The organism is Thermoanaerobacter wiegelii Rt8.B1 (genome assembly GCF_000147695.2).
GTDB classification, from domain to species: domain Bacteria; phylum Bacillota; class Thermoanaerobacteria; order Thermoanaerobacterales; family Thermoanaerobacteraceae; genus Thermoanaerobacter; species Thermoanaerobacter ethanolicus.
This window is the reverse complement of record NC_015958.1, coordinates 1,540,821-1,562,119: the sequence shown is the minus strand read 5'-3', so window position 1 is coordinate 1,562,119 and position 21,299 is coordinate 1,540,821. Positions and strand designations below refer to the sequence as shown.

General features: G+C 34.5%; 18 protein-coding genes and 5 pseudogenes. 19 read left to right on the top strand and 4 right to left on the bottom strand.

What is annotated here, in order from left to right:
- Positions 1 to 50 precede the first annotated feature (50 nt).
- From THEWI_RS07770 to THEWI_RS14895, 3 genes and pseudogenes are all read left to right on the top strand, one after another.
- Positions 51 to 1,001, top strand: a complete 951-nt coding sequence (locus THEWI_RS07770; protein ID WP_014063026.1) for an MFS transporter — start codon at positions 51 to 53, stop codon at positions 999 to 1,001.
- A gap of 420 nt (positions 1,002 to 1,421) precedes the next feature.
- Entirely contained in the window at positions 1,422 to 1,565 is a 144-nt protein-coding gene (locus THEWI_RS14900) for a UPF0236 family protein (RefSeq protein ID WP_244262187.1), read from the top strand.
- A 12-nt stretch (positions 1,566 to 1,577) separates the two neighbouring features.
- Positions 1,578 to 1,976: pseudogene (locus THEWI_RS14895) on the top strand (UPF0236 family transposase-like protein); the annotation flags it as partial.
- Between the two features lie 54 nt (positions 1,977 to 2,030).
- On the opposite strand, the gene THEWI_RS15795 reads toward THEWI_RS14895, so the two are convergent.
- Positions 2,031 to 2,240, bottom strand: a complete 210-nt coding sequence (locus tag THEWI_RS15795) for a transposase (protein WP_041589219.1) — start codon at positions 2,238 to 2,240, stop codon at positions 2,031 to 2,033.
- Between the two features lie 338 nt (positions 2,241 to 2,578).
- Here THEWI_RS15795 and THEWI_RS07755 point away from each other — a divergent pair, with 338 nt between their 5' ends.
- The 7 genes and pseudogenes from THEWI_RS07755 to THEWI_RS07730 all read left to right on the top strand — a co-directional run bounded on the left by THEWI_RS07755 (position 2,579) and on the right by THEWI_RS07730 (position 6,310).
- Complete coding sequence (locus tag THEWI_RS07755) at positions 2,579 to 2,866, top strand: ArsR/SmtB family transcription factor (protein WP_014063025.1); 288 nt, start codon at positions 2,579 to 2,581, stop codon at positions 2,864 to 2,866.
- A gap of 61 nt (positions 2,867 to 2,927) precedes the next feature.
- The gene (locus THEWI_RS07750) at positions 2,928 to 3,248 is read left to right on the top strand and encodes a NifB/NifX family molybdenum-iron cluster-binding protein (protein WP_014063024.1); all 321 of its coding nucleotides are present in this window, start codon (positions 2,928 to 2,930) and stop codon (positions 3,246 to 3,248) included.
- A 23-nt stretch (positions 3,249 to 3,271) separates the two neighbouring features.
- Entirely contained in the window at positions 3,272 to 3,478 is a 207-nt protein-coding gene (locus THEWI_RS07745; protein ID WP_014063023.1) for a 4Fe-4S dicluster domain-containing protein, read from the top strand.
- Positions 3,479 to 3,483: 5 nt separating this feature from the next.
- Positions 3,484 to 3,858 carry a hypothetical protein gene (locus THEWI_RS07740; RefSeq protein WP_014063022.1) on the top strand — a complete coding sequence of 125 codons (375 nt, stop codon included), beginning with the start codon at positions 3,484 to 3,486 and terminating at the stop codon, positions 3,856 to 3,858.
- A gap of 187 nt (positions 3,859 to 4,045) precedes the next feature.
- Entirely contained in the window at positions 4,046 to 4,261 is a 216-nt protein-coding gene (locus THEWI_RS15275; protein WP_279625589.1) for an SLAC1 family transporter, read from the top strand.
- A 31-nt stretch (positions 4,262 to 4,292) separates the two neighbouring features.
- A pseudogene (locus THEWI_RS07735) lies at positions 4,293 to 5,079 on the top strand (SLAC1 family transporter).
- 175 nt (positions 5,080 to 5,254) lie between these two features.
- Positions 5,255 to 6,310: an Mrp/NBP35 family ATP-binding protein gene (locus THEWI_RS07730; protein WP_014063020.1), complete on the top strand. Its 1,056-nt coding sequence runs from the start codon at positions 5,255 to 5,257 to the stop codon at positions 6,308 to 6,310.
- Positions 6,311 to 6,748: 438 nt separating this feature from the next.
- Here THEWI_RS07730 and THEWI_RS13645 read toward each other — a convergent pair.
- Positions 6,749 to 7,102 (bottom strand): annotated as a pseudogene (locus THEWI_RS13645) (transposase).
- A 488-nt stretch (positions 7,103 to 7,590) separates the two neighbouring features.
- Here THEWI_RS13645 and THEWI_RS07720 point away from each other — a divergent pair.
- From THEWI_RS07720 to THEWI_RS07705, 4 genes and pseudogenes are all read left to right on the top strand, one after another.
- Complete coding sequence (locus THEWI_RS07720) at positions 7,591 to 8,841, top strand: 2-hydroxyacyl-CoA dehydratase subunit D (RefSeq protein ID WP_041589218.1); 1,251 nt, start codon at positions 7,591 to 7,593, stop codon at positions 8,839 to 8,841.
- A 22-nt stretch (positions 8,842 to 8,863) separates the two neighbouring features.
- A pseudogene (locus THEWI_RS15270) lies at positions 8,864 to 10,485 on the top strand (acyl-CoA dehydratase activase).
- A gap of 39 nt (positions 10,486 to 10,524) precedes the next feature.
- Positions 10,525 to 11,658 (top strand): glycerate kinase, encoded by a 1,134-nt coding sequence (locus THEWI_RS07710; protein ID WP_014063017.1) that lies wholly within the window; start codon positions 10,525 to 10,527, stop codon positions 11,656 to 11,658.
- Positions 11,659 to 11,678: 20 nt separating this feature from the next.
- Positions 11,679 to 12,311, top strand: coding sequence for a GntP family permease (locus THEWI_RS07705; protein WP_014063016.1), 633 nt, complete (start codon positions 11,679 to 11,681; stop codon positions 12,309 to 12,311).
- 22 nt (positions 12,312 to 12,333) lie between these two features.
- Here the strand turns inward: THEWI_RS07705 and THEWI_RS14875 are convergent.
- Positions 12,334 to 12,402: pseudogene (locus THEWI_RS14875) on the bottom strand (hypothetical protein); the annotation flags it as partial.
- A gap of 854 nt (positions 12,403 to 13,256) precedes the next feature.
- Here THEWI_RS14875 and THEWI_RS07700 point away from each other — a divergent pair.
- The 4 genes from THEWI_RS07700 (at position 13,257) to THEWI_RS07685 (ending at position 19,961) form a co-directional block, all read left to right on the top strand.
- Entirely contained in the window at positions 13,257 to 14,606 is a 1,350-nt protein-coding gene (locus tag THEWI_RS07700) for an HD domain-containing protein (protein ID WP_014063015.1), read from the top strand.
- 416 nt (positions 14,607 to 15,022) lie between these two features.
- Positions 15,023 to 16,351 (top strand): transglutaminase family protein, encoded by a 1,329-nt coding sequence (locus THEWI_RS07695; protein WP_014063014.1) that lies wholly within the window; start codon positions 15,023 to 15,025, stop codon positions 16,349 to 16,351.
- Positions 16,352 to 16,356: 5 nt separating this feature from the next.
- Positions 16,357 to 17,391 (top strand): L-Ala-D/L-Glu epimerase, encoded by a 1,035-nt coding sequence (locus THEWI_RS07690; protein WP_014063013.1) that lies wholly within the window; start codon positions 16,357 to 16,359, stop codon positions 17,389 to 17,391.
- 614 nt (positions 17,392 to 18,005) lie between these two features.
- Entirely contained in the window at positions 18,006 to 19,961 is a 1,956-nt protein-coding gene (locus THEWI_RS07685) for an FAD-dependent oxidoreductase (RefSeq protein ID WP_014063012.1), read from the top strand.
- Between the two features lie 207 nt (positions 19,962 to 20,168).
- Here THEWI_RS07685 and THEWI_RS14870 read toward each other — a convergent pair whose 3' ends face one another.
- The gene (locus tag THEWI_RS14870) at positions 20,169 to 20,312 is read right to left on the bottom strand and encodes a transposase (RefSeq protein ID WP_244262184.1); all 144 of its coding nucleotides are present in this window, start codon (positions 20,310 to 20,312) and stop codon (positions 20,169 to 20,171) included.
- A gap of 561 nt (positions 20,313 to 20,873) precedes the next feature.
- Between THEWI_RS14870 and THEWI_RS07680 the strand changes: the two genes are divergently transcribed.
- Complete coding sequence (locus THEWI_RS07680) at positions 20,874 to 21,251, top strand: RidA family protein (protein ID WP_014063011.1); 378 nt, start codon at positions 20,874 to 20,876, stop codon at positions 21,249 to 21,251.
- Positions 21,252 to 21,299 lie beyond the last annotated feature (48 nt).

Sequence of the window (21,299 nt, the reverse complement as noted above, 5' to 3'; positions counted from 1 at the left end):
TGTGAAAAAATTGGAATACAAATGGATTGCACTTTCATGCACTACAATAGGTGCTCTTATTTGGGATTATTGGCACGCTGTGGGCAGCACTACAACTTAGGGAAGTAGAGGCTCTTCCTGAGCATCAAAAATTTGATTATGCTGGTACTTTAGTATTTACCGTTGCTATGATAATACTTTTAATTGCCCTGTCTTTTGGAGGATTTGCAGGATGGGGAAATCCACACATTATTACTCTCTTTGTTGTCGCAATAGCCTTGTTTGTTTTATTTATTTATATTGAAAATACCGTGGAACAGCCAATGCTTCTCGATTTGAATCTTTTTAAAACGAGAATATTAGCTTTTGCCTATACGAGTAATCTTTTAAATGGAATAGCAAGAGGAGCAGTTACTTTTCTTTTGATTTTTTACTTGCAGGGTATTAAGGCAATGGATCCATTGACTGCAGGTATTTTATTGACACCATTTGCTCTAGCAATGATGGTGGTTTCACCAATTAGCGGTTGGCTATCTGATAGGTATGGGTCACGAGAGTTAAGTAGTATAGGGCTACTTATATCTGCAGTAGGACTTGTAGGTTTTATGGGAATAAATGTTACAACGTCAATTACAAAATTAATACTGTGGATGGCTATAATGGGTTTTGGCTCCGGGCTATTTATATCTCCTAATACCAACGCTATAATGAGTAATGTTCCTGCTGATAAAAGAGGAATAGCGGCAGGAGTAAGGACAATGATGAACAATGCCGGAACAGTAATAAGTATAGCTTTGGCTATGGGAATAATTTCTTCAAGCATAGATCCGCAAGCAATGCAAGCACTTTTTGTAGGACCCCAAGTTGGGGCAAAAGGGATAGCAGTTGCTCAATTTATTAAGGGCTTAAGGTCTACTTTTGGGGTATCTTTTGCAATAAGCTTGGTTGCAGCTTTTATATCCTATCTAAGAGGACCACAGCCCAAATGGGAATCAGAATATAGTGCTAATAAAAGAATGTAAGTAAGTTAAGATAATAAAAAACACCAGTAGCAGAAAGATGGATTGCAACGCAGAGAGAAAATATTGCTTTTGATAAAATCTAAGGAACCCTTTACAGCAGAAGGGTTCCTTACTTTTATAGCATAACAACTTAAACAAAAAAGTAGATAAATGTAATTTCTCAAATTAATTTATCCTAATACTAATAAGGCAGTGTAAAATTTAAGTAGGTGAAATAAAGCAGGAAAAAGGGGGTTAGGTGTAGTTAAAAGACCCACCCACCAAAAACGAAATAAAACAAAAATCAAAAGAAAGGTAAGGTCTAATATGTTAGATATTCGACACATAGTGGGGGCAATCCTTCTTTTTGCAAATGGATTAATAAAAATAATAAAAGAAAGTAAAGACTTTTATGAACTTGAATAAGGAATCCACAACCTCATGCAGAAGATATCCACTCAAATTTTTGCATGGGCTTTAGAAGAAATAGACACACAACTTATGAAAGGAAGAGAGAAGGAAGTATGGAAAGTAGTAGGATTTAGAGCGAAACAGGTTGTTAGTACCTTTGGAGAATTTATATAAAGGAGGCGTCTATACAGAAACAAAAAGAGAGGAGAGACAAAGTTTTTACTGGATGAATTATTAGATTTAAGATCTCGTTCACAAATAACACCGAAGTTAAGAGAAATAGCTGTAAAATTAGGTACAGAAATGCCTTTTAGGCGTGCGGCAGAAATATTAAACTATCTATTTCCTGGAATTAGTCCGATGCCGATCTGGAAAGGAGTGCAGGAAGTAGGAGAAGATTTAAGGGAAGACAGTGAAGAAAAGAGGAAAGAAGTTTTTGAAGATGGGAATTTACCGAAAGGAGAGAAGGTTACAAAGAAGCTATACATAGAAAGCGATGGTATAATAATAAGGCTACAAAGAGCAGAGAGACTTGTCAAGAATTTTGTGTCTGAGCATAGTAACGTAACTGGAAAAGCTGCATGATCTCGTAAATGTAAGCTTTTATCACTGGAACAGGCTTTTCCCATTTTGTTTGCTTCAAATGCTCTCTGCAAATAAACCATTGAGTTCCAAAATATCAGCTGATTGAAAATATCCACCAGATTTTATTCTCACTTTTTCAACCAAGCTATTAACACTTTCAACTGCACTTGTGGTATAAATGTGCTTTCGTACCTCCTCCGGGTATCTTGTAAAAGCAAAGTAGTAGTCAGCTTTTTGAAGAATGGCCGATTTTAGAAGGGCCATTTGCAGGAAGACTCTGGATAAAATATGTTTTTAAAAGAGATAACGCGAGCCAATGGTCTAGAGATAAGTGTTTGAAGCAGGAAGTTAATAACCAGTATTTGACATTTAAAGGCTAATAAAAGAAGCGAGATGTTTAGTGTTTGCTTCTGAAGTAATAATTTAACATAAATAGAACATATTTTATATTCAGTAAAGTGAATTACGTATTGGTGGTGAGGTAAGTTAGGCAAAAAATTTTTAAAAAATTTACCTACGAAAACTTGATACGGATCTTGACAAAAAATTAACTTGACTATATTTGAAAAATCGAATATAATCTATATGAAAGGATGAGAAAAGTGGAAGCTGATTTGTATAGTAAAGTAGCGGAGTATTTTAAAGCATTATCCCATTCTACAAGAATAAAAATAATAGAGCTTTTAAGCAAAAAAGAAATGTGCGTATGTCAAATGATGGCAGCACTAAATTTAGACCAATCCCACGTATCAAGGCATTTAATGGTATTAAGAGCAAATAAAATGGTAAAAACCAAAAGAGAAGGGACTATAATTTATTATTCTTTAACAGATGAAAATATCATAAACATTATCGATGAAGTGAAAAATATCTTTCTTGGCACAAAATAAATTTTTTTACTTGCTATATTCGAATATTCGAATATAAAAATATATAAGGAGGTTAATATAAATGATAATTGCTTTTGCATCAAAAAACCATCTTGGCTTAAATAGCGATGTAGGAAGTAGTATTGTTTCATCAGAATACTTTACTGTTGCAGAAATTGAAAATGGAAAATTAAAGAAAGTTAAAAACGTAGAAAATCCCGTTTTTAAAGAAGAGAAAATAAATGCACAAAAATTTGTTGATTTTATCAAAAATACCAATGCACAAAAAATCGTAATTTCAGTTGTAGATAATGCTGACATAGAAAATGAGCTCTTATTAAATGATATAGAAGTTATAAAGAATGTAAATGGAAGGATAGCTGATATACTGAAAGAGCTTTAAACGCTGGAGAGGAGGTGAAATATGTGGCAAAAAATTGGTATCCTATAATAGATAAGGATAAATGCATTCAGTGCTATCAATGTGTGAACTTTTGTCCACATGACGTTTATACCATCGGTGACGATGGATATCCGGATGTTGTAAATCCAGACAACTGCGTGGAATTTTGCCGTGGATGTTCAAAAATTTGTGATAATGAAGCTATAACATATTTTGGAGATAGGAGGTAATTTTTATGAGTAAAAAAGGATTACTTTTATGTGTTTGCCAAGGCACTTGTCCATCATTTCAACAAATGGACACATTTGAAGTTTTAAACACTTTAAGAAGAGAGGGCATTTTTGAATGGGTAGGATTACATCCTCAACTTTGTGCAGATGATGGAGATAGGTATTTAAGGGAATTATTAAGAGGAGCGCAAATAGATGAACTTTATGTCGCTGCTTGTGACCCTACAATGCAAAAGAAAATGTACAGAGATGCTTTTGACGATGTAGGCTTTTCTAGAGATAAGCATATTGGAATCGAAATAAGAAACATGAATACACAGCAGGTTATTGAGGAAATAAAGAAAGCAGTTGCTCAAAGAGAACAATCGCAAAATAAATAATTTTATCTAACACGGCTTCGATTGTTGCTAAAGCTTACAGGCAAGAAATATTTAGCAACAATCGAAGTTATATTTTTATGGTGTTAAAGTTAAATATAAAGTATTCCTCTACTTAGTTGTTGACATATGTTAATTATGTTGATATAATATATTCGTTAATTCGGATATATTAATGGAGGAGCGATCAATGGAACACAGAATATGCTTTAACTGCATTATAAGGCACTTTTCACCGGCATGGTATGCATCCGTTATGGGTACTGGTGGATTTGCTAATGTTCTTTATTTGTTAAGTGCAAAAATGCCTTTTTTAAAACCAGTAGCTGTAGCACTTTTCTTTTTAAATATATTTTTGTTTTTAATATTTATAATTCAGGGTAGGAAGATGGTTTTTACATTTTGATAAATTAATAGAGGATTTAAAGCATCCTGCTATGTCTAACTTTTTTGTTACTATGCCTGTAGGAAGTTTAATTCTTGGAACAAACTTTTTTATGATAGGTAAGGAATATTTTAGCATGGCATTTATTGTGACTTTGGGCACAATTTTGTGGGTATATGTCGTAGCTCTTGCCTTAATTTTTGGAGTTTTTGTAACATACAATATGATGATAACAGAAAATATAGGACCCGAGCTTACAAATTACTCATGGTATATAACTCCTGTTGCAAGTATTGTAGTGCCTTTATTAGGAAATCTTCTAGTTAAGGCTTATGAGACAAAAAACACAGAATTGGCAAAATTAATAAATATTATAGATATAGTATTTTATGGAATTGGATTAATGCTCTTTGTCATACTTAGTAGTATTATTTTGAACAGATTTATAAGTCATACAATGCCGCATGCCATGGCAACACCAACTTTCTGGATTATACTTGGGCCTATTGGCGTAGGAACTGTAAGTTTGATGGGTATTGCTGGTGCTTCAAAAGAAATAGGACTAATTTTGGCGGTAGATACTTTAAAAATGCTTTCTTATATTGTGGAGATTTGGGCTTTGGGCATTTGTGCTTACTGTTATAATAACAATTAAATACCTTATAGAAGGTGGAATACCTTTTTCACTTTCGTGGTGGGCATTTATATTTCCGTTGTCAGCATATACTTTGTCGGCTTTTAATGTATTTATGTATACAAAAATACAGCTTATATACTGGTATACAGTATTATTAGCAATTTTACTTGCTATATTGTGGATAAGCACTTTTATAAAGTGATTCCCGCAAATAGAGGCGTTTGTGGCATTGCTTATAAAGAAAGAGAAATTTTAAATGATACGGAAGCAATAGAGGCGACAAAAAGATTACTCCTTTGAAAATATATAACAGAACCCATTGAGAATTTTGGGACTTTGCAAGAATCTAAAAATAATAATGTAGAGGAGGTATAAAATTGCTTACACAAGAACAAATATTAAACGCTCTAAGAAAAGTATATGACCCAGAAATAGGAAGAAGTATAGTTGACCTTGATATGGTGAGAAATATTCAAATTGAAGGGGATAAAGTTACAATTGACATAAACCTTACTGTGAAAGGTTGCCCTCTTCAAGATACTATTAAAAAAGATGCTATAGAGGAAGTTTCCAAACTTGAAGGGGTTTCAGAAGTAATAGTAAATCTTGGAGCTATGACAGAAGAAGAAACGCAAAACTTAGCAAGAAAGCTTAGTGGTGGCAGGAAACCCATATTTGAAAATACGAGAGTGATAGTAGTAGGTAGTGGAAAAGGTGGAGTAGGTAAATCAACTGTTGCAGTTAATTTGGCTGTGAGCCTTGCCAGATTAGGCTTTAAAGTAGGGCTATTGGATGCTGATGTGTTAGGATTTAGTGTTCCAAGGCTTTTGGGGATTGTGGATGAAAGACCTTACGCATTGGATGAGCATACTATTTTGCCATTAGAAAGATTCGGGATAAAAGTGATTTCAATGGGTAATTTTACTGACGAAGATACACCTTTAATATGGAGAGGTCCACTTTTGTCAGGAGTTCTTGATCAGTTTTTCAATGATGTGTATTGGGGAGAATTAGATTATTTAGTATTGGATTTACCACCAGGGACAGGAGATATACCTCTTACAGTGATGCAAAAATTGCCTGAGTCAAAATTTGTGCTTGTGACAACTCCACAAGCTTCAGCTTCTCACGTAGCAGGAAGAATCGGTTATATGGCTAAGAAAGTTAATTTAGAAGTTATAGGTATTGTGGAAAACATGTCATATTTTGAATGTCCTAACTGCCACCAAAGATATAATATTTTTGGTGAAGGGGAAACAGAAAAATTAGCGCAAGATTTAGGAACAGAAATACTTGTAAAGATTCCAATAACGGTTAAAGTCAGAGAATTAAGCGATGTAGGTATACCACCTGCTCTTGATGATGGATCTGAGGGATTGCCCTATATTGAACTTGCAAAAAAAGTTATAGAGAAAGTAAGTCCGATAAAATAAGTTAACCCACCGTGTGTTAAACTTACATTATGGAGATTCTCCTTTCTGTTAATGTTTTTGAGTTGACACTTAAATTTTATCAGAAAAAAGGGAATCTCCATATATTTTTTGCAAAAAATTCTTCACTTAATTTAGCCCTCAAATGGCTCTATTTGGGCATTTCGTAAATTCACTTGCCGAATTCAAGTTTATATTTTTTTAAGGGAGTGAAAAATATTTTGTATATTTAGATTAATTTCATACTCTTTCTTGGCAAGAATTAATTAACATTTTATCTAATCCATCTTTAAGTATAACCTTTTTTCTAAATTTTATGCATGAAATTGAATTAATTTGGTTAAAATATTCAATTAGGGGTTGTTTGAGCTTTTCTTTAGGACCTTTGAATCTCTAGGTCTTCAAAGGTCCTAAAGAAAAATTTTTTTCGGTTCTTTTCCCTTATAGATATTTTTCTAATCTGCCTGAATACATTATAATCAATTGGTTTAATACTATATCCCAATTTTTATATCTTACGGTCCATTTCTTTAATACATTCATACTTACCAATTAAAGCATTTTTTCTAATGCTTCATCGGATGGAAATATTGTTTTTGATTTTGTAACTTTCCTTAACTGCCTATGGAGTCCTTCAATTATATTCGTTGTATACATTATTTTCCTTACTTCATTAGGAAATTTTGCAATTTTGTCGATATCTATGCCTTCTTTTAACATTTCTTTTGCAATAGCAATTTTTTCTTGCATTACACCTTTTTCTATTCCTTTCTCTATTCCTTTCTCCAATATCATATTATATGCTTCAGATTCTTCAATCCTCAACATATTCTTCCTTCCGTTTCTCCTTAATTATCTTCTACTGCAATTATAACATACTTCACAGTGATAATAAATCTATTACACTCTCTATAAGTGATTCTTCTACTTCATCGTCTTGTCAAGAATGTTTCTCATAAAACGGGTTTGGCTAAACTTAGAAACTGTGGTAATATTGAATTAAAGGATTTTGCATTCTTTTGCCAATGAATAGAATTAATTTAAGGGAGGCTAAAATGATGAACGAAATAAGTATTGCGCATCTTAGGCTTTGCTACTTTTATTCATGTAGATGAGAATGGAAGGCCAGCGCCGCATAATGTTACCTTACCTGAGCCTGAGAATGAAGAAGAAAGAATGCTTAGGGAAAGGGCAAAACAAATTATCTAGGAGATGAGAAATAAATATCAACTGGAGAAAAAACCACTTCTGTGAGGAAGGGGAGTTTATGGGGTAGTGATAAAATGGATACAGTAAAGATTTATACCAATATTATAAAAGATAATATGGATAAACCGGAAAAAGTAAATAAGCTAATAAACTTTGGTCTTACCGCTGCTTATTATTATGTGAGCTTTTTCAAAGACAAGAGGATTCCCAAATCTCTTCATTACCTAAATAAATACTCTATAAAAAGCATAAAAGATTCTTTAGCAAATCCTCAAAATTCTGCTTGGGTAAACCTCTTTGCACCCTCTGAATTTTTGATTGCTATGGACATAAAACCCTTATTTATTGAAGCATATTCTTCTTTCATGTCAGGCTTCTTCATCGAAGATTATCTTATAGATACTGCTGAATCAAGGGGTATGTCAAATACTTTATGCAGTTACCATAAAACTTTTATAGGAGCTAGTGAACTTAATATTCTCAAAAAACCTAAATTTATGATGACTACTTCCATGATCTGTGATGCGAATATACCTACTTTCAAGTATCTTTCAAAAAAGCACGGGGTTCCACTGTACATTATTGATATTCCCTACAAATATTCTAAAGACGCTGTAGTGTATGTAAAAAAACAACTTTTAGAAGTGGCGGAAAAGCTTGAGGAAGTCTTTAACAGAAAGCTTGATACTGATAAATTGAGGGAAGTCGTAAAAACGGAAAATAAAACAAGAGCACTTATGAGAGAGTATTTAAATCATGCGGGAGAAAAAAGATTTTTACCTACTATGACCTTTGAAATGTATATGCTTTTTGCATCCCATGTATTCATTGGAAGCAAGGAAATATTACATTTTTATGAGATGTTAGTGGAGGATATAAAAAGAGTTCCTGAAAGAAGTGGAAAAAGCATATTTTTTATACACCTTCTTCCTATATTTGAGAAAAATTTTAAAGATTACTTTAACTTCAGCGATAAATTTCACATTGCTGGTAGTGACTTAAATTATGATTTTGTTGATGAAATTGATGAAAACGACCCCTTTAAGGGAATCGCTGAAAAGCTTATCTTAAACTCTTTTAATGGTGAAATAAATAGAAAAGTTGCAAGAATCAAAGAACTGATAGAAAAAATAAAACCGGACGGCATTATACAGTTTTGTCATTTGGGCTGTAAACAGTCGATGGGTGGAACAGTTATAATTAAAAATCTTGCTTCAGAATTGGGTATTCCATTTCTTTATTTAGATGGGGATTGTGTAGACAAAAGAAATAATCAAGAGGGGCAGAATAGGACGAGGCTCGAAGCTTTTCTTGAAATGCTTTAGCAATCCTTCTGGAGGTGAAAAATTGATAGGGTACATTTGCAAATACACGCCTGTAGAAATAATCGAAGCCTTTGGAGAAGAACCGGTAAGACTTGATTCGGGATATAAGTCTCATGAACATGCTGAGGCCCTGATTCACTCAAATATGTGCAGTTTTGCAAAAGGGGTTTTGGAAAATATAATTGAAAATAATATTGAAGAGGTTATATTAACTGCCTGCTGTGACAGTATAAGAAGACTTTATGATGTATTAAAAGATAAAGTAAAATTTATCTATCTCCTAGACCTACCCAGAAAAAAAGATCCTCTCGCAATAGATCTTTTTTACAATGAAATAATTGAATTTATAGAAGCGTATCAGGCCTTTAAAAACAAGAATTTTGCTGAAGAGAATTTGCTAAAAATTCTAGAAAGCAAATCTTTTAATAAAGAAAAGGAATCCACTGAAAGCATTGCTATATTAGGTGCGAGGCTTAAAGATGATGTTATAGAAAAAATCATAAATTCTTGTACAGCAAACGTAATAAATTTTACCTGCACAGGTGAAGAAAGAGTATTCAATATTGAAGCAAAAGATAATTTATTAAAAAGCTATGCGGAATCGCTTCTCAATTTAACACCCTGTATGAGAATGGCAGAAGATCGAAGCAAGTTAATCAATAAAGAATTCAAGGGGATAATATACAACACCATAAAATTCTGTGATTTTTATTCCTATGAGTATGCTGAACTCAAAAGCAAAGCAGACGTCCCACTTTTAAAAATTGAAACTGACTATAACGATTCAAATAGCGGCCAGATTTTAACAAGAATAGATGCCTTTTTGGAATCAACCGGTATAAAAAAGATGGAAAAACAAAAAGCCAAGAAAGGATATTTTGTAGGAGTGGATAGTGGCTCTACTTCTACAAATGTAGTCATAATCGACGAAAACAAAAATATAATATCATATTCTATTATTCCAACAGGTCCTAAAGCTCTAGAAAGTGCTTTTAAAGCTTTTGAAATTGCTTTAAATAGTGCGGGACTTCAAAAAAGGATATTACATCAATAGTAGCGACAGGGTATGGAAGAGTGAGTATTCCCTTTGCAGATAAAATTGTAACCGAAATTACGTGTCACGGAAAAGGCGCGTTTTTTATAGACAATGCTGTTAGAACTGTTATAGATATAGGTGGACAGGACAGCAAAGTGATAAGGCTCGATGACAGCGGCAATGTCATTGATTTTGTGATGAATGACAAATGTTCAGCAGGGACAGGCCGGTTTCTTGAAGTAATGGCGAGGACGTTAGGCATTTCAATAGAAGAAATGGCAAAAGTGCATAAGGAAGTAAAAGAAAATATCACGATTACCAGTATGTGCACTGTATTTGCAGAATCTGAAGTAATATCTCTTATTGCCCAAAATAAGGACCAGAGGGATATAATACATGCCCTCAATAAATCCGTTGCTTCAAAAGCTATTTCCCTGGTCGACAGAATAGGGAGAAAAGGAAAATACATGATGACAGGGGGCGTTGCCAAAAATCAGGGAGTAGTTTATGCCATCGAAAGCAGGCTCGGCGAAAAACTTATAATTCCATTTGAACCACAGATTATTGGAGCACTTGGAGCAGCGCTAATTTCACTTGAAGGTAAATGAAGTTACTTTTTATGATAAAAATAAAATGGTGGTGATGTTATGAAAATTCTTATAGCTCCCGATAAGTTTAGAGGAAGTTTATCTGCATTTGAGGTTGCAGATAGCATAGAAAAAGGAATTTTAAAGGTTTTCCCAAAAGCCGTTATCGAGAAAGTCCCTATGGCAGATGGTGGCGAAGGGACTGTTGAATCATTAGTTGATGCAACTGGAGGAAAAATAATAAAAACAAATGTAAAAGATCCTTTATTTAGAGATATTGAAAGTTTTTATGGAATATTAGGTGATGGCAAAACAGCAGTTATAGAAATGGCTGCTGCCTCAGGACTTTATCTTTTGAAGGATTATGAGAGAAATCCCATGATTACAACAACATACGGAACCGGTCAGCTTGTAAAAGATGCTTTAGATAGAGGCTGCAGAAAATTCATTATAGCAATAGGTGGAAGCGCAACAAACGATGGTGGTGCCGGCATGGCAATGGTGTTAGGAGTTAGATTTTATGATGAAGATGGTAGAGAAATAGGTCTTGGAGGAGGAGAACTTTCAAAAATTTACTCAATCGATATTTTAAATCTTGATGAGAGACTAAAGGAATGTGAGTTTATCGTAGCCTGCGATGTAGCAAATCCTTTAATTGGAGAAAATGGCGCATCAAGAGTTTATGGCCCCCAAAAGGGTGCTACAAAGGAGATGGTAGAAGTTTTAGAGAAAAACCTTGAACATTATGGTAAACTTCTAGAAAAGTATTTTAGTAAAAAAATAATAGATGTTCCAGGTTCAGGTGCTGCAGGCGGTTTAGGTGCAGGGCTTATGGCATTTTTAAATGCGCAGTTAAAAAGTGGTATAGAAATAATAATTGAGGCATTAAAGCTTGAAGAAAAAGTAAAAGAAGCTGATATAGTAATTTCCGGTGAAGGAAAAGTAGATTTTCAAACAGCGTTTGGGAAAACAATTTCAGGAATAGCTAAATTGTGCAAAAAGCATAATAAACCGCTTATTGTAATAGCAGGAACGGTTGAAGATATAGAAAAACTTTATGAGATTGGAGTTAGCAGCGTTTTTTCAATTATGGAAAAGCCAATGTCCCTTGAAGATGCTATAAAAAACGCACCAACATTGTTAGAAAAATCCGTTGAGAGAATTTTTAGGTTAATCAAAGCCATAAAGGCTTAAAAAATAAAGGAGGGTTTTTAATGTTAGGTCCATATTTAGTTTTTATTCTATTCTTGACTATACTTTTTATCGTAATTGCAACAGCAAAATTTAAACTTCATCCATTCTTAGCCCTTATTTTTGCATCATATTTTTTAGCTTTTGTAGCATTTATGCCATCCGATAAAATTGCAGGGATAATTACTCAAGGCTTTGGCAACACCCTCACAAGCATAGGAATAGTAATAATAGCTGGTGTTATCATAGGAACCATTCTTGAAAAATCAGGTGCTGCAATCAAAATGGCTGAGACAATTATTAAGTTTGTAGGAGAAAAGCGACCTACAATAGCAATGAGTATCATGGGTTACATTGTCTCTATACCTGTTTTCTGTGATAGTGGATTCATAATTCTTTCTTCATTGAACAAAGCTTTAGCAAAGAAAACTAAAACATCTCTTGTTGCAATGTCTATAGCACTTTCAACAGGACTTTATGCAACACACGTTTTAGTTCCGCCGACTCCAGGTCCAATTGCTGCTGCTTCTAATCTTCAACTTAATAATCTTTTACTGGTTATCTTAATAGGACTTTTGGTAGCGATACCAGCAATGATAGCAGGTAATATATTTGCTAATAAAGTTGCTTCAAAATATCTAGTATCCTCTTTCTAAATCGTTTAAAATTTCTATATCCCTACGCGTCCCTCTTTAGCACTTTAATCTTGTTATTAAATCTTTCTGTTACAGCATTTGTGTATGGAACATCAAAGACTCGAGTATTTCCTCAAAGCAAAATAGATGAACTAAAATATAGTAGATAAAAATATTTAGACAATGTAAAATTTTCATAAGAGAGTGATGCTATAATCCTTTAATAAGAAATTTATTTAAACTATTTCCTACAAAAACTTTACACCATCTGGTAATATTAATATCTATTCACACTGGGGGTATATTTTTTATTGCTATATTGCAAAACATTCTGATATGGTATAATAAAGGCGAATGTAAGAATAAGAAGCTTAATAATATCAAAAAAGCAAAAAAGTTCAGAAAGCGGGTATTATAAACAAAAATACAAGGTTAGATCTATATACATTGTATGAATTTAACAGATAAAAAGGTTGAGTCATCTACAATAAAAATTATCATACATACAAGCTAAAAACTAACCTAAGATGAATACTTGTCTGGTGATAGGGCTATGTGGACATAAATATTATTTCCTTTTTACTTTTTTATATAATTTTTTTGCACGAAAAGCACATTAAGCATTGAAAAGCATGTTTTTCAAATTTTCAACGTGCTCAATAACTGTACATTTAGTGTATATAATGATAAAAATTATCATATACTTAATGAACATTTTTGTGCGCTTGAAACACGCCTGGTTAAGCTTTTTTCGCTTTTTATGCTTTTAGTGCAATAAGTAAATAGGTTTTATCTGAGGGACCATATTTTTTGTATATTTTACAAACAATTTTGTTTTTGGGAGATAGTTTTTGCGAGATATGGAGGTAAGGGATTTCTCATATTACTGCCGGAAGCAGTAGGCACGAACAGGCTTGTTTTCTATAGCCATCTGAACAAACAAAAAGATTAGAGGGGTGTAATTTGATGGAAAATATGACTATAGGCCGATATATTAATTTACCCGTAGTTTCACAGGATGCCGATCTAAGAGAAGTTGCAAGAGTAATGCTTGAAAGTAAAGAAGGTGTGGTTATCGTAGAAAAAGAAGACGGCGCAAAGGGCTACATTGACTATAACGTAGTACTAAAATGGTTTCTCATGGGAGATGAAGCTTCGAAGGTTAAGGCTAAAGATGTTGCTATCTTGATAAAAGACGAAGATAAAGTGGAAGCGACGCTGAATATAGAGGATCTTGTCAAAAGTGTAATTACACACAAAGACTGTCGGTTATTTACCAGCACAAATGGAGGAGTAATAGCTAGACTTTCTCTTGAAAATTTAATTGAGGGACTTGCAAAGTCGCATAGTGGTGAAAAGGAAAAAAGGGAGGGGCTTGAACGTTTAATAGGTATGATAATAGACCTCTTTCCCTTTGGAGTAGCACTGGTTTCAGAGGGTGGTGAAATCATACGGGCGAATAAGCTTGCGATGGAAATAATATCCGAAAATCCAATAGAAGTTGAAGAAATAAGAAAAATGATTAACGATAATCGAGAAAAAATATTAACATCTAAGGCAGGAACCTATTATAGGATGAGTACGAGTATTTTAGGGGAGACAAATAAATTTTTAGTTACATTTACTGATATAACAGCGGAATACAATATGATGCAAAAATTGAGAAGTAGTCAAAATGAAGTGGAAACGGCATTTTCGATCATGCTTCCTGACCAGCGTATAGAGGCACGGCTGAAATCTGTTCCAGAGTATATGGATGAGTACGACGAAACTACAGGCATGGTGAAGATAACCGGTATAATCAGAAATGGTGGTTTCAGGCACGTGGTAAACATGCTTAAATTAATTGCAGATGCTTTTAGACAAGGTCTGATGGAATTGCCTGGGATGGATAAGAATGCACTTGTACAGGCAGCTGTCCTGCATGATATTGGGAAAGTACAGCCGGACTTGAAGATAGGAGATATAGTAAATCCGAAAGAAGTGTTTGAAAAGGGTTATTTTCATGCATTTCGAAGCGCTGATTTAAGCAAGGCGTTATATAATATAGACGATAAGGTGTATTATGTGATAAAGTATCATCATCATCTTGAAAACGAACTGCCGTCCGACTTCCCTGAGGTTCTATTGCCAATGTACAGATTTTTCAGATTAATTGATGGTCTTTCAGCTGGAATTACTCGCAGAGGTTCTAAAGTATTGATGAAGATAAACGGCACCAGAATTTATGTGAAGGAAGAAAGCAGTTTTCCCTCTTACAATCAGGAAATTGAAATGGACATTTACACTGGATTTTTCAATAGCAGGAAGTTGTAAAGTGTAGAAGAATGCTGATGAGAGAAGCTCTGCCATTTTTCCATGTTATAACGTCGTAAACCATCTTAAGGGAAGGGTCACGGGGGTAAGTAGAGATACCATTAGAATCAATGCCAGGCTGAGGGGGGACTTTATATTCAGCAGCAGAATTAGCATTTTCAATATCAAAAGAATCATTATCGTAAAAGCTGGTAGGCTTTAAACACCCAAGCCATTAGTAACAATATAAAGAGATAATTGTTTAGCTTTGCTTTTCATAGGATTTCCTCCGTTTCGTTTTTGTGTTTGTCATATATAGGAATTCAACAAAAGCGGGGGAATTCCTTTGAAAATATATAGCAGAACTCCTGAATTTATGAGGGTTTTGGGGTTCTGCAAAAACCGAAATGTTAAAATAAAAAAGGGGGAAAAAGAACATGGAATTTATGAATGTTAAGCTTCCAGAGGAAATTGTTCGTGAAGAATATTTAGGAAATTTTGACCAAGCAAATCATCTCATTGAAAGATGGCTTGAAAGAAGACTTCCAAATGACCTTAGAATGAGATTAATTTTTGAAAAGGAGCGAGTAAAAAGACTTTTAAAGAATTATCCTTATAATGAGGAGACAGCTATTAACAAAGCAAGAGAGCTTATAGATAATTTTACAAATGAAGAATTTTATACTTTACTTGATAAAGGATTTTTGGATTACATTATGGTTGATGGAAAAAGAATGTATGAGGAAAGATTTGTTCAGAATATTACTTATGCGATTCCGGATTACCAGAAAAGGATGAAAAAAGACAAAAGTAGAGAAGAGTCACGAAATCTTAATGACAATAGGTTACGAGAACTTCTGAATGGTGATAAGCCGAAAGAATATAAGGTTCGTGCTAAAATTTCTCTAAAAATTGTAGAAGACATCGAGGAAGAGAAAGTGAAAGTTTGGTTACCATTTCCAAAAGAAGAATTTCAGCAGAAAGATGTAAAACTTGTTTCAGCAAGTCATGAAAAGTATTTTTTAGCATCTTCCGATATCCCTCAAAGAACAATCTATTTTGAAGGTAAAAAAGAAAATGAATATTTTGTAGAATTCGAATATGTTATAAAAGAATGGGTAAATACAGTTGTTCCAGCAAATACTGAAGAAATAAATAATTATGACTTTTTATCAGAGGAGCCGCCTCATATAATTTTTACACCATATTTAAAGAAACTTGCTAAAGAAATAGTAGGAGATGAGAAAAACCCCTATCTAAAAGCAAAGAAGATATATGATTGGATAACCTTAAATGTTAACTACTCTTATGTACATCCTTATGCATTATATGAAAATATTCCTGAGTTTGTTGCATGTAATTTAAAAGGAGACTGTGGATTTCAAGCGCTCCTCTTTATAACTCTTTGCAGGGTTGTAGGTATTCCTGCCAGATGGCAATCCGGCTGGTATATAACCCCATTCCTAGCGTCACCGCATGATTGGGCATTATTCTTTATACCACCTTATGGATGGCTTCCTGCCGACCTATCTTTTGGTGGGCGCTATAAAAACAATCAAGAATTAAGAGAATTCTATTTTGGTAATCTTGATGCATTTAGAATGGTGGCAAATTCTGATTTTATGAAAGACTTTGCACCTAAGAAAGTATTCTGGCGTAATGATCCTTATGATAATCAGGTTGGTGAAGCAGAAACAGAGTATAAAAATATTTATGATTTTAAATATGAGATTCAAGTATTAGATTTTAAAGAAATACGGAGGTAGAGAAAATGGGAAAAATAGTGGATATAAAATTTACACTTAAAAGGTATAATTTCTATAAACCATTTCATATCGTTGGGAGCATTTCATCAGAGGCAACAAACATTGAGGTAGAAGTAACTCTTGATAGTGGTGCAAAAGGGTATGGAGAAGCATCGCCTTCATTTAGAGTTAATGGAGAAAGAGTAGAAGCTTTATTACAATTTGAAAATTTTGTAAAAGAAACAATCACAGGAATAGACGTTAAAAACTATAGAAAAATTTTTGATATTACGGATAAGATGTTGGCAACTCCAAGTGTAAAGGCAGCTGTTCAATACGCAGTGCTTGATGCTTTTTCAGAAGAAATAGGAATTCCTGTTTATCAGATATTAGGTGGTGCAAAGGATAAAATTGAAACGGATAAAACAGTAGGAATAGATAGTTTTAAGAATCGTGTAGAGGAAGCAAAATCTATATATAATGAGGGCTTTAGGGTTATAAAAATCAAGGTTGGTGAAAACTTAGCAGAAGATATTGAAGTTATGGAATCAATTTTTGAGGTAACAAAAGGAGCAAAATATATTGTTGATGCAAATATGGGATATACTCATAAGCAAGCAGTTGAATTTATTAAAAAGGTATATAATATGGGAATTGACGTATCAGTATTTGAACAACCTGTTCTAGCAAATGATATAGATGGCTTAAAATTTGTTAGGTTTAATTCTCCATTTCCTGTAGCAGCAGATGAAAGTGCACGTACTAAATATGATGTACTTAGGCTTATAAAAGAAGAAGCAGTAGACTACATAAATATAAAACTTATGAAGTCGGGTATTTCAGATGCTTTAGCAATTGTTGAGATGGCTAAAGCTGCAAATTTACAGCTTATGATAGGTTGCATGTCAGAGTCAAGTGTTGGAATAAATCAAAGTGTGCATTTTGCACTTGGAACAGGTGCGTTTAATTTTCATGATTTAGATTCACACTTAATGATGAAAGAAGAAATATTCAGAGGAAAATTTGAACAAAAAATATCAGAAATAATACCAAAAGAATGAAAAAATCAAAGAGTTGAAAGTAGTACGTATAAATCAGTTAAAGTGGTACGGATTTTTTAATTTTCGCTATGTTTAAATCAAAAATCCGAATCAAAAGGCGCACCTCTGCTTATTTTCGCAGACGTGCACCTTTTGTATTTGGCAGTATATGTAGTGCAACTTTACGGCAAATAATGAGATATAGTGACATTTTCGCAATTGTGGCACAAGTTTCTGCTGACTTCTCTTACAGCTTCTCTGTTCTCTTTATCTCCTGAGTCTTTTTTGTTTGTATTCTTCATTATATTTTATTATATTTTCTTTGTTCCTTTGACATTTTGTAGACACTTTCTCTCTTTACATCATCAAAAATTTTTTGGTAATAATAACGTTTAATATAGAAATAAAGACATTTTAAGCACATGTAGAATAAAATTGGAAAAAACGAAAGAGCGCGAGTGATATTTATAATAAAAAGAAGAAAATCGACGGATATTCCTCGAATTTGAGCAAATTTGGGAATTGATATTTTTTTAACAAATGGATATTATAACTTCAAAGGAGGAAGCACAATTTTAATAAAAAATTTTTAAAGGGGTTGTGATCATCACAACTCAAAATAAGGAGGAGGTACTATGACCCATTTTCCAAATCTTTTTTCAGAAGGCCGGATAGGAAACTTGGTTATCCGGAACCGCATTGTTATGCCACCGATGGCAACGAATCTTGCAAATGAGGACGGATCAGTAAGTCAAAGACTCATTGACTATTACGTAGCCCGTGCAAGGGGTGGGGTAGGGCTTATAATCTTAGAAAATGTGCAGGTAGATTACCCTCAGGGCAAAAATGTTGCCTGCCAGTTGCGGCTTGATGACGACAAGTACATGGCCGGATTTTTTGAGCTGGCAGAGGCTGTCCACAGTTATGGGGCTAAAATTTTTATGCAGATACACCATGCTGGTCGTCAAACCACTCCTGGTATAACAGAAGGGCTTCAACCTGTAGCTCCATCTCCAGTTCCTTGTTCATTTCTGGGTACTCAACCGCGAGAGCTCACAATCAACGAAATTGAAGAGATAATTCAGAAATTCGTTGATGCTGCTGTGAGAGCTAAAGGAGCGATGTTTGACGGAATAGAGCTGCACGGCGCACATGGATATCTTATTGGGCAGTTCATGTCGCCACGTACAAATCGGCGGGTCGACAAATATGGTGGTAGCTTTGAAAGAAGAATGCGCTTCCCTTTGGAGATAATTCGGAGGATTAAAGAAGCTGTAGGAGAAGACTATCCAATAAGTTTCCGTTTTAGTGCCGACGAGTTTGTCGAGGGTGGCAATACTTTAGAAGAGGGCAAACAAATAGCCAAAATGCTGGAGGAAGCGGGCGTACATGTGTTACATGTAAGTGCAGGCATTTACGAGTCGATGCCTACTCTTCTGGAGCCATCGAGGTTTGAACAGGGATGGCGCGTATATCTTGCGGAAGAAATAAAGAAGGTAGTAAATATCCCGGTAATTACTGTCGGTGTGATTCGTGAGCCTGAGTTCGCCGAAAAAATCATTGCTGAAGGGCGGGCGGATTTTGTAGCTGTCGGTCGCGGATTGATAGCCGATCCGGAATGGCCCAAGAAAGCTAAAGAGGGTCGGCAAAACGAAATACGTAAGTGCATTTCCTGCAATATTGGCTGCATAGGCGGACGTGTATTTCAGAATCTCCGTCTCCGTTGCACCGTCAACCCCGTAGCTGGCCGTGAAGGTGTATATAGCGAAATTAAACAAGCTCCTGTAAAGAAAAAAGTAGTAGTGGCCGGTGGAGGACCGGCGGGGATGCAGGCAGCTATCACTGCTGCCAAACGAGGGCACCAAGTTATATTGTATGAAAAGAAACAACATCTAGGGGGCCAGCTAGAAATTGCATCAGCGTCGCCTGGAAAAGCTAAAATTAAGTGGTTCCGCGACTGGCTTGAAGCGGAACTTTCGAGAGCTGGCGTAGAAGTCAGAAGCGGTGTTACCGCAGATGCTGAGACTATTGCAGCGCTTTCACCGGACTATGTGATCCTTGCTACGGGTTCTGAACCTGTGACACCCAGGATTAAAGGGGCGGAGAAAGAAAATACGTTTGTTTTCCAGGCATGGGATGTATTAGCAGGAAAGGTGTCTTTCGATAAAGACGAAGAAGTTGTTGTGATTGGTGGTGGATTAGTAGGCTGCGAAACCGCCCATTATCTGGCTGAAAAAGGGGCTAAGGTAACTATAGTCGAAATGCTATCCGATATAGCTATAGACATGGAGCCAATAAGCCGATTCGATATGATGCAGCAGTTCACCAAGCTGGGTATAACTGCAAGGACAGGTAAGGTAGTTACTGAGATCACTCCCGAGGGTGTAGCAGCAGTGGGTAAGGAAGGGAAACAAGATTTCATACGTGCTCATAAGGTTGTATTAGCTATTGGACAGTCGCCTGTCGGAAACGAACTTAAGAAAACCTTAGAGGATAAAGGAATTGATGTTCGAGTTATTGGAGATGCTTACAATGTAGGTAAGATTATTGATGCAGTTTCCAGTGGGTTCCAAGTTGCCTGGCAAATATAGTGCTGGCTGGTGTAGTATTTAAAATGTGGTTCTTTGTCAAGAGGTGGGGTAGGTGTTTTCTGAATGCCTGCCCTTACTTTTTAGATCAGAACATAATGTAATTATTAGCAATTTTACATTAAATGTAAATAACTTCATTATACTCTAGACCTCATTTGATACAGAGGCTATCCAGTATTTGCTTTTATATTCCCTTGTTACCCTTATTTACACACAATAAGGTATCCTCTTTCTAAATCGTTCAAAATTCCTATATCCATATGCCTCCCTCTTTGATACTTTAACTTTTGTTATGACATTTTGATTTATATCTTCAGCTTTTAAAAGTTTTGTGATATAATTGTTATGCACTTATTCTGGCCTTTTGAGTGTTTTTAGTATTTGAACAATTATAATATAACAGGTATTTAGAACAAGTGCTCTATTTTTTTAAATAGGGTGTTATTACCCACCATTATAGAATTTTTTAAAAAATGAAAAAAGGAGAGGCGAACTTCTCACCTCTCCTTTTTCAATGTATTTTTTGGGAAGTGCAGAGATGGGAAGTACGATTAAGGGAGAAAACCACTCCTTAATACCATACTTACCACCTCCTGCACATACTAAATTGTATTTCTACTTTAATTAATATTATAAAGGTCAAAGAAAGTCAAAATTAAATAATTAAGTTTATCCACAATTTTTCGCCCAAAACATAAAAAAACACAAGGTAAATGAGATTTTTCTCTTTTTATTTCAATATTACGTTATTTTTCACTGGGTTTAATATTAAAATTTTTGACAACAAAGGAGTGCAAAAAATTTTATAATCATTAAAAAAATATTGATAAGCCATAAATATTAATGATATAATATTCTATGTATTCAGATTTTACATATTGTATAACACTTTTACTGAAAGGATGAAAATAAATGAAAACCATTATAAACACCGATGCCGCCCCTAAAGCTATTGGACCATACTCGCAAGCTGTAATGATAGATGGCTTTTTGTACACATCCGGACAAATAGCAATTGATCCTGCTACAGGAGAACTTGTAGAAGGAGGTATTGAAGCGCAGACGGAAAGGGTTTTAGAGAACATAAAAGCGATTTTAAAAGCTGCCGGAATGGACCTTAATAATGTTATAAAGACGACTGTATTTGTCACTAACATGGAGGATTTTGCAAAAATTAATGAGATTTATGGAAGGTATTTTAAAGACAATCCACCTGCCCGTTCCTTAGTTGAAGTAAAAAGTCTTCCTAAGGGTGCCCTTATAGAAATAGAAGTAGTTGCTCATAAATAAAGTTTTCTCTTTTTTTAAAGAATTATTAAACGATTACAAGCTGTGGAA